Raw genomic sequence first — 15,800 nt, forward strand, 5'->3', positions numbered from 1 at the left:
TGCCATGCAGTCGTACCATGGGTGCTGACGCAATGCCAGGAGAACGGAATGATCGAGACCTTGACGCAATGGTTCCAGCAATGGTTACCCTTTCTGCAGCAGACCAGCGCGGTGCTGGGCGATGCCGGCCACTCGGCCGGAGCGGTCGCCGGGCGGGCGCTGGGCACCATGGACCTGACCGGCATGCTGGCGCTGGCCGGCGCGCTTGGCTGGGCCAGCGGCTTCCGCTTGTATGCGGTGGTGTTCATCACCGGCCTGATCGGCTTGCTTGGCTGGGTGCCACTGCCCGAGAGCATGCACATGCTGCAAAGTCCGGTCGTGCTCGCCGCCAGCTGCTTCATGCTGTTCATGGAATTCTTTGCCGACAAGATCCCGGGGTTGGACAGCATCTGGGATCTGGCCAACAGCGTGATCCGCATTCCTGCGGGTGCGGCGCTGGCGGGCAGCGTGTTTGGCGCCGATGGCGGCACCATGACGCTGGTGGCCACGATTCTGGGCGGCACGCTGGCGGCGACCAGCCAGGCGGCCAAGACTACTACGCGCGCTGCCATCAATACCTCGCCCGAACCGTTCAGCAACGTGGCGGCGAGCTTTGCCGAGGACGGGCTGGTGATCGGTATTGTCTGGCTGGCAACCGCCTATCCGCTGCTGTTTGCCGTGGTGCTGGCGATTGCCGTCGTGCTGATGCTGCTGGTCACTTTTTTACTCATCCGTTACCTGCGCCGCGCCATACGCCGCCTCAAGAGCTGGTTTGGCGCGCAGGACCCCGATATCCAGGTGCTGTAAGGCCCTTCTGAAAACCAAGGAGACAAGACCATGTTCAAGAAAATCCTGATTGCCAACCGTGGCGAAATCGCCTGCCGCGTGGCTTCTACCGCACGTCGCATGGGCGTGCAGACCGTGGCCGTGTATTCCGATGCCGATGCCCGCGCCAAGCACGTGCAGCTGTGCAACGAGGCCGTGCACGTCGGTGGCAGTGCGCCCAAGGACAGCTACCTGCAGTGGCAGCGCATCATCGACGCCGCCAAGTCGCGCGGTGCCGAGGCGATCCACCCCGGCTACGGCTTCCTGAGCGAGAACGACGAATTTGCCCAGGCCTGTGCCGATGCCGGCCTGGTCTTCATCGGCCCGCCGGCCAGCGCCATCCAGGCGATGGGCCTGAAGGCAGAATCCAAGCGCCTGATGGAAGAGGCCGGCGTCCCGCTGGTGCCGGGCTACCACGGTGCCGACCAGGATCCCGAGATGCTGCACCGCGAGGCCGATCGCATTGGCTACCCGGTGCTGATCAAGGCCAGCGCCGGCGGCGGTGGCAAGGGCATGCGCCTGGTCGAGAAGTCCGAAGACTTCGCCTCCGCGCTCGAATCCTGCAAGCGCGAAGCGATCAACAGCTTTGGTGATGACGCCGTGCTGGTCGAGAAATACGTGCTGCGTCCGCGCCACATCGAGATCCAGGTGTTTGGCGACACGCATGGCAACTACGTCTACCTGTTCGAGCGTGACTGCTCGGTGCAGCGCCGCCACCAGAAGGTGCTGGAAGAGGCGCCCGCTCCCGGCATGACACCCGAGCTGCGCCAGCAGATGGGCGAGGCCGCCGTGGCCGCGGCCCGCGCCGTCAACTACGTCGGCGCCGGTACGGTGGAATTCATCGTCGAGCAGCCGGGTGGCTATGACAAGCCGGAAGAGATGAAGTTCTACTTCATGGAAATGAACACCCGCCTGCAGGTGGAGCATCCGGTGACTGAAGCGATCACCGGCCAGGACCTGGTCGAGTGGCAGCTGCGCGTCGCCAGCGGCGAGCCGCTGCCCAGGCAGCAGCACGAGCTGGAAATGCGCGGCCACGCGATCGAGGCGCGCATCAACGCCGAGAACCCGGAGAACAACTTCCTGCCGGTCACCGGCACGCTCAAGGTCTACCGCACGCCCGACTGGAGCGTGGACTTCCAGCGCGCCGATGCCCGTGTCGACTCCGGCGTGCGTGAAGGCGATGCCATCAGCCCGTTCTACGACTCCATGATCGCCAAGCTGATCGTCTGGGGCGAGGACCGCGAGCAGGCGCTGGCGCGTCTGGATGGTGCGCTGGCCCACATGCGCATCGTCGGCCTGACCACCAACGTGCAGTTCCTGCGCCAGATCCTGGCAACCGATTCCTTCAGCCAGGCCAAGCTGGACACCGCGCTGATCCCGCGTGAAGCCGATGCGCTGTTCGGCCAGGACAAGCTGGGCATGCCGATGACCGTGGCGGCTGCCATTGGCCACCGCATCTTCAGCGAGAACAAGCTGCTGCAGGGCAAGGATCCGTTCAGCCGCCGCGACGGCTGGCGTGGTTATGGCAGCTTCAGCCGCCATTTCGAACTGATGTACAAGGGCGAGCCGCTGCAGGCCGACCTGCGCTACGAGCACGATGGCACGTACTACATCGTGATCGCCAAGCCGGACGGCACGCTGCACCCCGAGGTACTGACCGAAGGTCCGCTGATCGTGGAAGAACGTGATGACGGCCGCATGGATGTGCGCTATGGCGATGACCGCCAGACGCTGCAGGCCTGGCTGGACGGCGAGGAGCTGAACGTGTTCAGCCAGCGCGGCGCCAGCAGCATCACCATGGTCGATGCACTGTTCCACTCCGGCGAAAGCAGCGAAGGCGGCCGTCTGACCGCGCCCATGCCGGGCAAGGTGGTGTCGTTTGCCGTCAAGGCCGGCGACAAGGTGACCAAGGGCCAGCCGCTGGCGGTGATGGAAGCCATGAAGATGGAGCACACGATTGCGGCGCCGGCCGATGGCGAAGTGGTCGAGCTGATGTTTGCACCGGGTGACCAGGTGCAGGACGGCGACGAGCTGCTGACGCTGAAGACGGCGTAAGCAAGAAAAAAGCCTGCAAACAGCTGATGTTTGCAGGCTTTTCGGTGATTTTGGTGGGCCCTGTAGGATTCGAACCTACGACCAACGGATTAAGAGTCCGCTGCTCTACCAACTGAGCTAAGAGCCCGAAAGAGCGAAAGTATAACGGAAAATCCCCGGGTTTGTCTTGTAGCGTAGCCAGCAGATTGCTGTCAATCTGACGCATCCGGCATGCAGGACAGTCCCATTTGCCGGCAGGCAGCTGATAGCAGGAGCAGACAGACATGGCGTTCGATTACCCCTCCCAGGTACTGATTGTGGACGTGGGGCCGCGTGACGGCCTGCAGAATGAAAAAACCCAGGTTCCGACCGCGATCAAGAGCGAACTGATCCGCCGTCTGGTCGATGCCGGCGTGCGCAAGCTGGAAACCACCAGCTACGTCTCGCCCAAGTGGGTGCCGCAAATGGCCGACAACGAGGCGGTGATGAACGCCATCACGCGCCGTCCTGGCGTCTGCTATTCGGTGCTGGTGCCCAACATGAAGGGCCTGGAAGCGGCGCTGGTCGGCAAGCCCGATGAAATCGTGGTGTTTGGTGCCGCCAGCGAGGCCTTCAGCCAGCGCAATATCAACTGCTCGATCGGCGAGAGCATCGAGCGCTTTGCCCCGGTGGTCGAAGCCGCCCTGGCGGCCGGCATCAAGGTGCGCGGCGCCATGTCCTGCACCGTGGGCTGCCCCTACGAGGGCGATATTGCTCCCGAGCGCGTCGCCTACCTGGCGCGCCTGATGAAGGATATTGGCGTGCAGCACGTGGGCGTGGCCGATACCATCGGCGTCGGTACCCCGATCCGCGTGCAGCGCGCCATCGATGCCGCGCTGCAGTACTATGACATCGACGATGTCAGCGGCCACTTCCACGACACCTATGGCCAAGCGCTGGCCAACACGCTGGCCGCGCTGCAGATGGGTATCTGGCAGTTCGACACCTCCGTGGCCGGCCTGGGTGGCTGCCCGTACGCGCGCGGTGCCACCGGCAACGTGGCCACCGAAGACGTGGTCTACATGCTGCACGGCATGGGCATCGAAACCGGCATCGACCTGGATGCCCTGATCGACGCCGGCGAGATGATCAGCAACTACCTGGAGCGCCCCAACAGCTCGCGCGTGGCGCGTGCCATCCTGAACCGCCGCGCCATGCTGGCGGAGTCGGCTGCCAAGGCCTGACGCCAGCGGAACGGGGGCTTGTGCGGCACAATCCCGCCATGTCCTCTTCCCCCCGTTCTTCTTCCGGCGCTGCAGCCGAGGCTGCGGCCTTCGCGCAACGCGGCGCCTGCGCCATCGCCAGTACGCCGGTGGCATCTCCCTGTATCAATATCTGCCAGATCGACGAGCGCAGCGGCCTGTGCCGCGGCTGCCGTCGCACGCTCGATGAAATCCAGGCCTGGTCGCTGTACGATGACGAGGAGCGCCGTGCGCTCTGGCAGCTGCTGCTGCAGCGCGGCCAATCCTGATCATTCACGGAGACCCGACCATGCTGCCCGTCATCCACTTCTATTTCGATTTCGTCTCGCCCTATGCCTGCCTGGCTTTCCATCAGCTTCCCAAGGTACTCGATGGCCTGGCCTACCAGGTGCGCTATCGCCCGGTGCTGCTGGGTGGCCTGCTGAAGGCGCATGGCACGCCGGCGCCGGTCGACATGCCGCAGCGCATGGCCTGGTCGCGCCAGCACACGCGCTGGCTGGCAGAGCAGGCGGGGCTGCCGTTTGACTGGCCGGTGCAGCACCCGTTTGCACCGTTTCCCTGGCTGCGCATGGCGCTCGCCGCCAGCCCGCAAGGCGAGCCCGGTCGTCAGGTCTGCGGCGCGCTGTTCGATAGCATCTGGCGCGCTGGTGCAGTGGCGGATGATGCCGCGCTGCAACAGCAGGCCTGGCAGCAGCTGACCGGGTTGCTGCCCGAGGTACGCGATCCGGCCAGCCCGGAAGTCAAGGCGCAGCTGATCGCCAACGGCGAGGAGGCCTTGTCGCATGGCGTCTGGGGCGTGCCCACGCTGGTGCTGATGCCGGAAGAGGAGGGCGGCGCCGCCGAGCTGTTCTGGGGTCTGGAAAGCCTGCCGCTGCTGCGCGAGGCGGTGCAGGCGCGCCAGCCCGGAGCCGCTGGCGCATGAAAGCCCTGCTGCAGCGCGTGAGCCAGGCCAGCGTCACGGTGGAGGGGCAAGTCACCGGCGAGATCGGCCGTGGCCTGCTGGTGCTGCTGTGTGCCGAACCGCAGGACGATGAGGCGGTGGCAGACCGGTTGCTGGCCAAGATCCTCAAGCTGCGCATCTTTGCCGACGAGGCCGGCAAGATGAACCGCAGCGTGCAGGATGTGCAGGGCGGCCTGTTGCTGGTAAGCCAGTTCACGCTGGCCGCCGATTGTAGCGGCGGCAACCGGCCCAGTTTTACCGCTGCCGCGCCTGCTGCGCAGGGGCAGGCGCTGTTCGACTACAGCGTGCAACGTGCCAGAGCCCTGCATGCGCAGGTGGCTACCGGCATCTTCGGTGCCGACATGCAGGTGGCACTGGTCAACGATGGCCCGGTGACGATCTGGCTCGAGATGCATTGACATCGTGGTCAAAAGGCCTCACGAACAGCGCGGCCCTGGCCGCGTTTTTCATGTCTGTTGCTGTCATATGACAAAGTCGCACTAGGGTAAACCCTGCGTGACGCTGACGTCAACTGTCGGTATAAAACCGTACTTTGTCACACCAACAACAATTGGACACCTTTATGGCCATTGAACGCGCATATGGTGCCGAGCATCCCTTCTGGAAAGCCGGCCCTTTCAAGATCCGACTCCCCTTCATCCACTACCGCTGGGAATTCCCGGAAATGGTGCAGGGCCTGTTCATGTTCGTCGTCAGCCTGGGCATGATCCCGCTGCTGACCAAGTATCTGGGCATGCCGTATGAAGCCGCCCTGGCCGGCTGTGTCATCGCCGGTATCGGCTACCTGCTGCCGGCCCTGATGGGCGTGCCGCTGGTACCTGGCTGGATCACTCCGGCGATTCCGGTGGTGCTGCTGTACCTGCAGAACTTTGAGCCCGGACCGGAGGCGGTGCGCGCCATGTTCGCGCTGCAGCTGGAAGTATTCATCATCTTCCTGTTCCTGGGACTGACCGGCTTGGGCGACAAGCTGGTCAAGCTGATCCCGAACTCGCTCAAGGCCGGCATCATCATCGGTGCCGGTATTGCAGCCATGATGGGTGAGCTGAAAGTGGGCGGCCGTATCGACGCTACGCCGATCTCGCTGCTGATCGGCTGTATCGTGTCGGCCTACATCCTGTTCTCGCTGTCGTTCAAGCACATTGTCGAGAACAACCGCTTTGCCAAGATGATCTCCAACTTCGGCATGATCCCCGGCATGTTCATCGCCATGATCATCGGCTGGATCGTGGGCGAGTACCCGCTGCCCGAGATCGAGTGGGGCATTACCCAGCCCGACTTTGGTCTGCTGATGAACTTCCTGGTGTTCAACAGCGACATCGGCATGCCGAGCGCCGACATGTTCCTGCTGGCGATTCCGACTGCCATCATCGCCTACGTGATCGCCTTTGGTGACATCCTGGTCGGCTTTGCCCTGTGCAAGCGCGCGGATCACCAGCGCACGGACGAGGTGATCGAGCTGAACGTGACGCGTGTCCACCTGGTGACAGCGCTGCGCAATGGCCTGCATGCCCTGCTGGCACCCTGGCCCGGTCTGGCCGGTCCGCTGTGGACGGCGGCGCATGCCACGCTGGCTGAGCGCTATGCGCTGGGTCGCAAGTCCATGGACTCGATCTATTCCGGTGGTGGTACCTTCTGGATCACCGGCCTGATCGCCGTGTTCATGTTGCCGCTGGTGAGCGTGTTCAAGCCGGTGCTGCCGATTGCACTGTCGCTGACGCTGGTGCTGACGGCCTATATCTGCATCATGGTGGGCATGGAAGAGCTGAAGAACTCGGCCGAGCGTGGCGTCGCCGGCATCGTGGCCGTGACCCTGGCCATGCCCGATGCCAAGGCGACTGTGTACGCGGTGGTGATCGGCCTGGTGCTGTACTGGCTGATCGAGCGCCCGAACGCGGCCCAGCGCAAGAAGGACGGCCTGAGCATGCTGGCTGACGACACCGCTTCCATTGAGGCAGCAGACGAACACGGCATGCCGGTCAAAAAGCAGAACGGCCAATAAGCTGACTGCCCAGTAATCGCTGCAACCGGAGCTGGCGCAAGCCGCTCCGGTTTTTTTGTGTCCGCCCGCAGCGCCGATAATCAGCCCATGGCAGAGATCACTTCCTACCGCACGCTGGCAGCGCCGGCACAGGCCGAATTCAAGGACAAGGGCAGCCGCTTCCTGGCCTATGGCTGGCCGATCCAGTCCGAGGCCGACATCAGGCCGCTGCTGGATCAGCTGCGCGCCGACCATCCGAAGGCGGTGCACTGGTGCTACGCCTGGCGGCTGGGTGCCGATGGCGCACGCTACCGCGCCAATGACGATGGCGAGCCTTCCGGCAGCGCCGGCCGGCCGATCCTGGGCCAGATCGATTCCGCCGGTCTGACGCAGGTGCTGGTGGTCGTGGTGCGCTACTTTGGTGGCACGCTGCTGGGTGTGCCGGGCCTGATCCAGGCCTACAAGAGCGTCACCGCCGATGCGCTGGCGGGTGCCAGCATCCATGAGCAGGAGGTGCGGGCGCTGTACCGCCTGCAATGCGGCTACCCGGTGCTGAGCGACGCCTTGCGCATCGCGCGCCAGCACCAGGCCGAGGTGCTGCAGCAGGAGCTGCTGGAAGACTGCGTGCTGACGCTGGCGGTGCCGCTGGCGCAGCGCGATGCCTGCCTGGCAGCATGGGCGCAGACGCGGCAGATGGACGTCACGCCGCTGGAATGACAACGGCCCGCCAGGGGCGGGCCGTCGAGGCAGTGGTCATGCGGCTATGTATATTGCAGCCGCATGCAGGTCCATCAGTGCTCGACCTGGCTCACGTCACGCACGGCACCGGTATCGGCGCTGGTGGCCATGGCAGCGTAGGCGCGCAGCGCGGCCGACACCACGCGTTCGCGCTTGACCGGGCGCCAGGCCTTGCCTTTGCCCTTGGCGTTCATGGCGGCGCGGCGCTCGGCCAGTACCGCGTCGGATACCGCCAGGTGGATGCTGCGATTCGGGATATCGATCTCGATGGCGTCACCTTCTTCCACCAGGCCGATGGCGCCGCCTTCGGCTGCTTCGGGTGAGGCGTGGCCGATGGACAGGCCGGAGGTGCCGCCGGAGAAACGGCCATCGGTCAGCAGGGCGCAGGCGGCGCCCAGGTGCTTGGATTTCAGGTAGCTGGTCGGGTAGAGCATTTCCTGCATGCCGGGGCCGCCCTTGGGGCCTTCGTAGCGGATCACCACCACATCGCCGGCCACCACCTGGTCACCCAGGATGGCTTCCACCGCCTCGTCCTGGCTCTCGAACACGCGGGCACGGCCGGTGAACTTCCAGATGCTTTCATCGACACCGGCGGTCTTGACCACGCAGCCGCGCTCGGCCAGGTTGCCGAACAGCACCGCCAGGCCGCCTTCCAGCGAGTAGGCGTGTTCCTTGCTGCGGATGCAGCCATTGGCGCGGTCGGTATCCAGGCGCGGGTAGAGGCGGCTCTGGCTGAAGGCCTGCGTGGTGCGCACGCCGCCCGGAGCGGCCAGGAAGCGCTGGTGTGCCGGGCTGCCCTCGGCATTCACCATCACGTCCCACTGCTGCAGCGCATCCTTCAGCGTCGGCGCGTGCACGGTGCTGACATCGGTCTGCAGCAGGCCGGCGCGGTCCAGTTCGCCCAGGATGGCCATCACGCCACCGGCGCGGTGCACGTCTTCCATGTGGTACTGCTGTGTGGCCGGTGCCACCTTGCACAGGCAGGGCACCTTGCGGCTGAGCTGGTCGATATCGGCCATCTTGAAATCCACGCCGGCTTCGGTCGCAGCAGCCAGCAGGTGCAGGATGGTGTTGGTGCTGCCACCCATCGCAATGTCCAGGCTCATGGCGTTCTCGAACGCTGCCTTGCTGGCGATGTTGCGCGGTAGCACGCTGGCATCGTCCTGCTCGTAGTAGCGGCGTGCCAGGTCCACGATGGTGCGGCCGGCTTCCAGGAACAGTTCCTTGCGCAGCGCGTGCGTGGCCAGCAGCGAACCGTTGCCGGGCAGCGACAGGCCAAGGGCCTCGGTCAGGCAGTTCATGGAGTTGGCGGTGAACATGCCGGAACAGGAGCCGCAGGTCGGGCAGGCGCTGCGCTCGACCTGGGCCACGGCCTCGTCGGAGACGCTGTCGTCACCGGCCTCGATCATGGCGTCGATCAGATCCAGCTTGCGCTCGACCTGGTTGCCGTTGGCAATCGCGATCACCTTGCCGGCTTCCATCGGGCCACCGGAAACGAAGATGGTCGGGATGTTCAGGCGCATGGCGGCCATCAGCATGCCGGGGGTGATCTTGTCGCAGTTGCTGATGCAGACCAGCGCGTCGGCGCAGTGCGCGTTGACCATGTATTCCACGCTGTCGGCGATCAGGTCGCGGCTGGGCAGGCTGTACAGCATGCCGCTGTGGCCCATGGCGATACCGTCGTCTACCGCGATGGTGTTGAACTCCTTGGCGATGCCGCCTGCGGCCTCGATCTCGCGCGCCACCAGCTGGCCCATGTCATGCAGGTGCACGTGGCCCGGCACGAACTGGGTGAAGGAGTTGGCAATGGCGATGATCGGCTTGCCGAAGTCGTCATCGGTCATGCCGGTGGCGCGCCACAGGGCGCGGGCACCGGCCATGTTGCGGCCATGGGTGGAGGTCTTGGAGCGGTAGTTGGGCACGGCAAATTCCTTGTAAACAGTGCATGGCATGCAGCGGCCATGGCATGGAATGAGATTATGCCAAAACCCCTTTCTCGACGGGCAGTGCGATGCACGGGGTCCGGAAAGGACATTGGCTGGCTCGATTCATGGAATACCCTTGTTGACAATGGTAGAATTTTTTCAAGGATAAAAAAGGAGTGTTGACGATGGGAATGGACGTAAATAGCCTGTATCAGAAAAAAAAGGTGTCGGCCGAAACAGCTGCTGCGCTGGTGAAGTCGGGAGACAAGGTTTTCATGGGGGAGTTTGTGCAGAACGTCGAGGCGTTCGATGCAGCACTGGCCTTGCGCAAGAACGAGTTGCGCGACGTGATTCTGGTCACGACCACCCGCGTCAAGCCCCTGAAGTGTGTGGAAGCTGATCCGGCCAGGGAATCGTTCATCTGGAATGACTGGCACTTTTCCGGTCTGGCGCGCAAATGCGCCGAAAAAGGCCTGGCCAGTTATATTCCATTCGCCTACCACCAGGGTCCGGAGGCCGTGCGCCTCTATGAAGCGCCTGCAGTGGCAGTCGCCCAGGTGGCTCCCATGGATGCGAATGGCTTTTTCAACTTTTCCACCAGCTGTTCCATGACGCCGGATTATCTGCGCAAGGCGGGCAAGGTCGTGGTGGAGGTGAATACCAGCGTACCGCGTTGCCTCGGCGGACGCGATGAAGGCATTCATATTTCCCAAGTGGACATGGTGATCGAAGGCCCGAACACCGCCCTGGTGCAGCTGCCTGAAACCCAGGCCAGCGATGCAGACCGCAGCATTGCCAATTACGTGATGGAGCTGCTCGAAGACGGTGCCACGATCCAGCTGGGTATTGGTGCGCTGCCCAATACCGTGGGTGCCCTGATCGCCCAGAGTGACCTCAAGGATCTGGGCGTGCACACCGAAATGCTGGCCGACTCCTATGTGGACATGTACGAAGCCGGCCGCATCACCGGCCGCAACAAGGGCATCGACAAGGGCAAGATGGTCTATACCTTTGCCATGGGCTCGCAGAAGCTGTACGACTTCCTGGATAACAACCCGGCGGCGGCGATCTATCCGGTGGATTACACCAACGACCCCTGTGTCATTGGCCGCAACCCCAAGGTCATGGCGATCAACAACGCCATTGAAGTGGACCTGTTCTCGCAGGTGTCCAGCGAGTCTTCCGGCGTTCGCCAGATTTCCGGCACCGGCGGCCAGCTCGACTTCATCATGGGTGCCTTCAACTCCGAAGGCGGCAAGGGCCTGATCTGCATCAGCTCGACCTTCCGCCAGAAGGATGGCACGCTGGCGTCGCGCATCGTGCCGACCCTGTCGCCCGGATCCATCGTGACTTGCCCGCGTTCGCTGGTGCATTACGTGGTGACCGAGTACGGTTACGCCCAGATGAAGGGCAAGTCCACCTGGGAGCGTGCCGAGGCCCTGATCAACATCGCCCATCCGGAATTCCGTGAGCAGCTGATCAAGGATGCCGAGGCCATGGGCATCTGGCGCCGTTCCAACAAGCTCGCCTGAGGCGACTGCCATCCGGCAGCCACGTGTGCCCCTGCCGGGGCCACGTGGCTTTTTTGTGCCTGCGTGGCCGATTTGACCGGGCGGGATGGCCAGTCCGGTGCAATTTGCATAGTAGGATAATTGCTTGTCCAGTACACAAGAAACATGAGGAGCCAGAATGTCATTCCAGATGCAGTACCAAGAGAAACGCCTGTCGGCAGCCGATGCCGTGGGTGTCGTGCAAAATGGAGACACGATTGTGGTGCCAACCGGTGTGGGCGAGCCGCCGGCCCTGTTGTCGGCCCTGTCCGAACAGCGTCGCAGCTTCCAGGATGTCAAGGTTTCCCAGATCCTGTCGGTGCGCAAGTTCGGCTATTTCGATCCCGAAACCGTGCAGCACATCCGTCCCATGCCGTACTTCCTCAGCGCCACCTCGCGCACGTGCGTGGACGAAGGCTGGGGTGACTATATTCCCAGCTATTTCTCCGAAATGCCCGACCTGATCGGGCGCGGCCTGATGCCCGCCGATGTGGTGTTCGCGCTGGTGTCGCCGATGGATGCCCACGGCTATTTCTCCCTGAGCCTGGGCCCCGACTACACCATGGCCGCGATCAGGAAGGCGCGCGCCATCGTGCTGGAAGTCAACCCGAACGTGCCCTATGCCTTCGGCAACAACCAGATCCACATTTCCCAGGTGACGGCCCTGGTCGAGGACGACACCCCGATCCTGGAAGTCGGCCTGCCCAAGATCGGCCCGGTGCAACAGGCGATCGGCAAGTACGTGGCCGACATGATCAACGATGGCGATACGCTGCAGATCGGCTACGGTGCCATTCCCGATGCCGTGGTGATGCAGCTGACCGACAAGCGCGACCTCGGCATCCACACCGAGATGATCGGTGACGGCATCATGACCCTGGTCGAGGCCGGCAGCGTGACCAACCGCCGCAAGAACTACATGCCGGGCAAGATGGTGGCCACCTTTGCACTGGGCTCCAAGAAGCTGTACCAGTTCATGGACCGCAACCCGATGCTGGAAATGCATCCAGTAGACCTCACCAACGATCCCTACCTGGCCGGCCAGAACGACAACCTGATCGCCATCAACGGCACCATGCAGATCGACTTCATCGGCCAGTGCGGCTCCGAGTCGCAGGGTGCGCGTGCCTACTCCGGTACCGGTGGCCAGACCGACTTCGTGCGTTCCGCCAACCGTTCCAAGGGCGGCAAGGCCTTCATCGTCACGCCGTCCACCGCCAAGGATGACACCATCTCCCGCATCGTGCCGACGCTGACCGCCGGTACCCATGTCACCACCGGCAAGAACGACGTCAACTACGTGGTGACCGAGTACGGCGTGGCGCAGCTGCGCGGCAAGAGTGCCAAGGAGCGTGCCAAGGCGCTGATCAGCATCGCGCACCCCAAGTTCCGCGACCAGCTGACCGAAGACGCGAAGAAGATGAAGCTGCTGTAAGCAGCGCAAACCGGCCTGCCGCAAGGCGGGTCTGGTTGATACAGGCAGATGCCGCACCCGGTGCGCATCTGCCTTTTTTGTGCTTGCGCAAGGGCCGGATGGCGCGGAGTGCCGATAATGGCCGACAACGAAAAAGAACAGGGAGGCCGGGATGGCACTGACAACAGGCTTGATGTTTCTGGCGGCCAGCGTCACTTGCAGCGTGGCGGTCGGCGCGCTGATCAAGGCCGGGCGCTCGCGCGGACTGGACGTGCGCCAGGCGATTTTCATGAACTACATCGTGGCCTCGCTGCTGTGCCTGGGCCTGCTGCGGCCGGATCTGGGCAAGCTGTTGTCACCGGGGCAGCCGGTCCTGTTCTTCCTGGCGCTGGGTGTGCTGCTGCCGACCATCTTCCTGGCGCTGGCACGCTCGGTACAGACCGCCGGCATCGTGCGTACCGATGCGGCGCAGCGCCTGTCGCTGGTGATTCCGCTGCTGGCAGCGTTTGCCCTGTTTGGCGAGGCGCTCACCAGCCAGAAGCTGCTGGGCATGGGGCTGGCATTCGGCGCGCTGATCTGCCTGCTGTGGAAGCCGGCAGGCCGTTCAAGTCACTACGCGGCAGATGGCAGCAGCTGGCTGTGGCCGCTGCTGGTGCTGCTCGGCTATGGCGTGATCGATATCCTGTTCAAGCAGATGGCGCGCGCCGGCGCGGCGTTCTCGGGCGGCCTGCTGGCGGTGTTCGTGCTGGCCGGCCTGCTGATGCTGCTCTACCTGCTGCTGGTGCGCGTGCGCTGGGGCGGATCGCACCTGCTGACCGGCGTGCTGCTGGGTGCGCTCAACTTTGCCAATATCTACACCTATATCCGCGCGCACCAGAGCTTGCCGGGCAACCCCTCGCTGGTGTTTTCGGCGATGAACATGGGCGTGATCGTGCTCGGCACGCTGGTCGGGGCGCTGGTGTTCCGCGAACGCCTGAGCAAGCTCAACCTGCTGGGCGTACTGCTGGCGCTGGGGGCGATTGCCGCGCTGATGCCGCGTTGATGTCGCGCAGAGACAGGGACGGCGAACAGCCTCAGTCCGGGATCGGCTGGTAGGGATTATCCACGCCCAGGCCGTGCAGGATGCGGATTTCCTCCGCCTCCATGGCGTCGGCGTCCTCGTCGCTGGTTTCATGGTCCCAGCCCTGGGCGTGCAGCGCGCCATGCACCAGCAGGTGCGTGTAGTGCTCGGCCAGCGGCTTGCCCAGTTCAGCGGCTTCGCGCTCGACTACCGGCGCGCACAGCACCAGATCGGCGGCAACGAAGGGTGCCTCGCTATAGGCAAAGGTCAGCACATTGGTGGCGTAGTCCTTCTGGCGGTAGCCATGGTTCAGCTGCTGGCCTTCGGCGCTGTCCACGATGCGCACCGTGATCTCGGCCTGTTCCACGTCCTGCTCCAGCGCGTGGCGCAGGCTGCGCTGCACGCGGTGGCGCGTGAGCACGGCGCGGTGGCGCTGCTTTTGCTCGGCATCGTCAAAATCGCCAAACTGCAGCGACAGGCTCAAGGGGGGCAGGGCGCGGCTCATGCGGGATCCTGGTCACGGCGGCTGCTGGTGCCTGCCGCATCGTAGGCATCGACAATGCGCGCCACCAGCGGATGGCGCACCACGTCGGCGGAGGTGAAGTGCACATGGGCAATGCCCTGCACGCGGCGCAGCACGCGCTCGGCATCGATCAGGCCGCTGGTCTGGCCGCGCGGCAGGTCGATCTGGCTGATGTCGCCGTTGACTACCGCCTTGCTGCCAAAGCCGATGCGGGTCAGGAACATCTTCATCTGCTCCGGCGTGGTATTCTGCGCCTCGTCCAGGATGACGAAGGCATTGTTCAAGGTGCGGCCGCGCATGAAGGCCAGCGGCGCGACTTCCAGGGCGTTGCGCTCGAAGGCCTTCTGCACGCGCTCATAGCCCATCAGTTCGTGCAGTGCGTCGTACAGCGGGCGCAGATAGGGATCGACCTTCTGGATCATGTCGCCGGGCAGGAAGCCGAGGCGCTCGCCGGCCTCGACCGCCGGGCGCGTCAGCACGATGCGCTGCACGCTGCCGCGCTCCAGCGCATCCACCGCGCAGGCGACGGCCAGATAGGTCTTGCCGGTACCGGCCGGGCCGATGCCGAAGGTGATGTCATTGGCGGCGATGGACTGCAGGTAGACGCCTTGCGTTGCCGTGCGCGCGCGCAGGTCGGTGCGGCGCGTGCTCAGCTGCGTGTCTTCCAGCGTGCCCAGGTCGGACGGATCGCCCACCAGCATCAGCTGCACCATGGCCGGCGTGATCGGGCGCGCCGCCTGCTCGTACAGCGCCTGCAGGACTTCCATGGCACGTTCGGCCTTGGCCTTGTGGCCATCGATCTTGAATTGCTCGTGGCGGTGCGCGATCTTGACATCCAGCGCGCGCTCGATGCTGCGCAGATGCTCATCCAGCGGGCCGCACAGGTGGGCCAGCCGGGTGTTATTGGGCGGGGTAAAGGAATGTCGAAGGATCACGCGGATAATCAGGGGAAAAGTTTTACACGTTATGCAAAAGAAGGATACCCCATGATAGGCAGGCTGAGCGGCACGCTTCTGGAAAAAACACCCCCGCAGGTGCTGGTGGATTGCCACGGTGTCGGCTACGAGGTGGATGTGCCGATGAGCACCTTCTACCACCTGCCGGCGGTCGGCCAGCCGGTGACGCTGCTGACGCACTTCGTCGTGCGCGAAGATGCCCAGCTGCTTTACGGTTTTGCTACCGTCGAGGAGCGCAGCACGTTTCGCCAGCTGCTGCGCATTACCGGAGTCGGAGCACGTACCGCGCTGTCGATCCTGTCCGGCATGAATGTGGCGGATCTGGCGCAGGCGGTATCGCAACAGGAAAGCGCGCGCCTGATCAAGGTGCCGGGCATCGGCAAGAAGACCGCCGAACGCCTGCTGCTGGAGCTCAAGGGAAAGATCGGCGCCGACCTGCCGCTGGTGCCCGGTGCCGCCGTGGCGCAGAACGAACAGCAGAGCGACATCCTGCAGGCACTGATCGCACTGGGCTACAGCGAGCGTGAAGCCACGGCAGCGGTCAAGAAGCTGCCGGCTGACGTCGGCGTGAGCGACGGCATCAAGCTGGCGCTGAAGGCGCTGGCCTGAGCAGGCG

General features: G+C 64.2%; 15 protein-coding genes and 1 tRNA gene. 12 read left to right on the forward strand and 4 right to left on the reverse strand.

What is annotated here, in order from left to right; all coding sequences use genetic code 11:
• Positions 1-48 precede the first annotated feature (48 nt).
• Entirely contained in the window at positions 49-786 is a 738-nt protein-coding gene (locus ACI3EV_RS03120) for a DUF4126 domain-containing protein (protein WP_337691435.1), read from the forward strand.
• A 30-nt stretch (positions 787-816) separates the two neighbouring features.
• A complete protein-coding gene (locus tag ACI3EV_RS03125) occupies positions 817-2,859 on the forward strand; it encodes an acetyl/propionyl/methylcrotonyl-CoA carboxylase subunit alpha (protein WP_337691433.1) in 2,043 nt (680 codons plus the stop codon).
• A gap of 51 nt (positions 2,860-2,910) precedes the next feature.
• Here ACI3EV_RS03125 and ACI3EV_RS03130 read toward each other — a convergent pair.
• Positions 2,911-2,986 (reverse strand) — tRNA-Lys (locus tag ACI3EV_RS03130).
• A 136-nt stretch (positions 2,987-3,122) separates the two neighbouring features.
• Here ACI3EV_RS03130 and ACI3EV_RS03135 point away from each other — a divergent pair.
• From ACI3EV_RS03135 to ACI3EV_RS03160, 6 genes are all read left to right on the forward strand, one after another.
• Positions 3,123-4,061: a hydroxymethylglutaryl-CoA lyase gene (locus ACI3EV_RS03135; protein WP_329769944.1), complete on the forward strand. Its 939-nt coding sequence runs from the start codon at positions 3,123-3,125 to the stop codon at positions 4,059-4,061.
• A 38-nt stretch (positions 4,062-4,099) separates the two neighbouring features.
• On the forward strand, positions 4,100-4,348 hold the full coding sequence (locus ACI3EV_RS03140; protein WP_329769943.1) for a DUF1289 domain-containing protein: 249 nt from the start codon (positions 4,100-4,102) through the stop codon (positions 4,346-4,348).
• Between the two features lie 20 nt (positions 4,349-4,368).
• Positions 4,369-5,001: a DsbA family protein gene (locus tag ACI3EV_RS03145; RefSeq protein WP_329769942.1), complete on the forward strand. Its 633-nt coding sequence runs from the start codon at positions 4,369-4,371 to the stop codon at positions 4,999-5,001.
• Complete coding sequence (dtd, locus tag ACI3EV_RS03150; protein WP_329769941.1) at positions 4,998-5,438, forward strand: D-aminoacyl-tRNA deacylase; 441 nt, start codon at positions 4,998-5,000, stop codon at positions 5,436-5,438. Before ACI3EV_RS03145 ends, dtd begins: the two co-directional genes overlap by 4 nt.
• Before the next feature lie 164 nt (positions 5,439-5,602).
• Positions 5,603-7,039: a solute carrier family 23 protein gene (locus ACI3EV_RS03155; protein WP_329769940.1), complete on the forward strand. Its 1,437-nt coding sequence runs from the start codon at positions 5,603-5,605 to the stop codon at positions 7,037-7,039.
• Positions 7,040-7,126: 87 nt separating this feature from the next.
• Positions 7,127-7,735, forward strand: a complete 609-nt coding sequence (locus ACI3EV_RS03160) for a YigZ family protein (protein ID WP_329769939.1) — start codon at positions 7,127-7,129, stop codon at positions 7,733-7,735.
• Positions 7,736-7,809: 74 nt separating this feature from the next.
• Here the strand turns inward: ACI3EV_RS03160 and ilvD are convergent, their stop codons facing one another.
• Positions 7,810-9,678 carry a dihydroxy-acid dehydratase gene (gene ilvD / locus ACI3EV_RS03165; protein WP_337691426.1) on the reverse strand — a complete coding sequence of 623 codons (1,869 nt, stop codon included), beginning with the start codon at positions 9,676-9,678 and terminating at the stop codon, positions 7,810-7,812.
• A 227-nt stretch (positions 9,679-9,905) separates the two neighbouring features.
• On the opposite strand from ilvD, the gene ACI3EV_RS03170 reads away from it, so the two are divergent.
• The 3 genes from ACI3EV_RS03170 (at position 9,906) to ACI3EV_RS03180 (ending at position 13,687) form a co-directional block, all read left to right on the forward strand.
• Complete coding sequence (locus ACI3EV_RS03170; RefSeq protein WP_405198027.1) at positions 9,906-11,213, forward strand: acetyl-CoA hydrolase/transferase family protein; 1,308 nt, start codon at positions 9,906-9,908, stop codon at positions 11,211-11,213.
• A 157-nt stretch (positions 11,214-11,370) separates the two neighbouring features.
• Positions 11,371-12,666, forward strand: coding sequence for an acetyl-CoA hydrolase/transferase C-terminal domain-containing protein (locus tag ACI3EV_RS03175; RefSeq protein WP_337691421.1), 1,296 nt, complete (start codon positions 11,371-11,373; stop codon positions 12,664-12,666).
• A 157-nt stretch (positions 12,667-12,823) separates the two neighbouring features.
• Positions 12,824-13,687: an EamA family transporter gene (locus tag ACI3EV_RS03180; RefSeq protein ID WP_329770121.1), complete on the forward strand. Its 864-nt coding sequence runs from the start codon at positions 12,824-12,826 to the stop codon at positions 13,685-13,687.
• 31 nt (positions 13,688-13,718) lie between these two features.
• Here the strand turns inward: ACI3EV_RS03180 and ybeY are convergent, their stop codons facing one another.
• Both ybeY and ACI3EV_RS03190 read right to left on the reverse strand, forming a co-directional pair.
• Complete coding sequence (gene ybeY, locus ACI3EV_RS03185) at positions 13,719-14,210, reverse strand: rRNA maturation RNase YbeY (protein ID WP_329769935.1); 492 nt, start codon at positions 14,208-14,210, stop codon at positions 13,719-13,721.
• Complete coding sequence (locus tag ACI3EV_RS03190; protein ID WP_329770120.1) at positions 14,207-15,172, reverse strand: PhoH family protein; 966 nt, start codon at positions 15,170-15,172, stop codon at positions 14,207-14,209. The genes ybeY and ACI3EV_RS03190 overlap by 4 nt, the downstream gene beginning before the upstream one ends.
• Positions 15,173-15,214: 42 nt before the next feature.
• Between ACI3EV_RS03190 and ruvA the strand changes: the two genes are divergently transcribed.
• A complete protein-coding gene (ruvA, locus tag ACI3EV_RS03195) occupies positions 15,215-15,793 on the forward strand; it encodes a Holliday junction branch migration protein RuvA (protein WP_337691418.1) in 579 nt (192 codons plus the stop codon).
• Positions 15,794-15,800 lie beyond the last annotated feature (7 nt).

The sequence above is a fragment of the Allobrachymonas wangyanguii genome, assembly GCF_045055315.1.
In the GTDB taxonomy this organism is placed as follows: Bacteria; Pseudomonadota; Gammaproteobacteria; order Burkholderiales; family Burkholderiaceae_C; genus Brachymonas; species Brachymonas wangyanguii.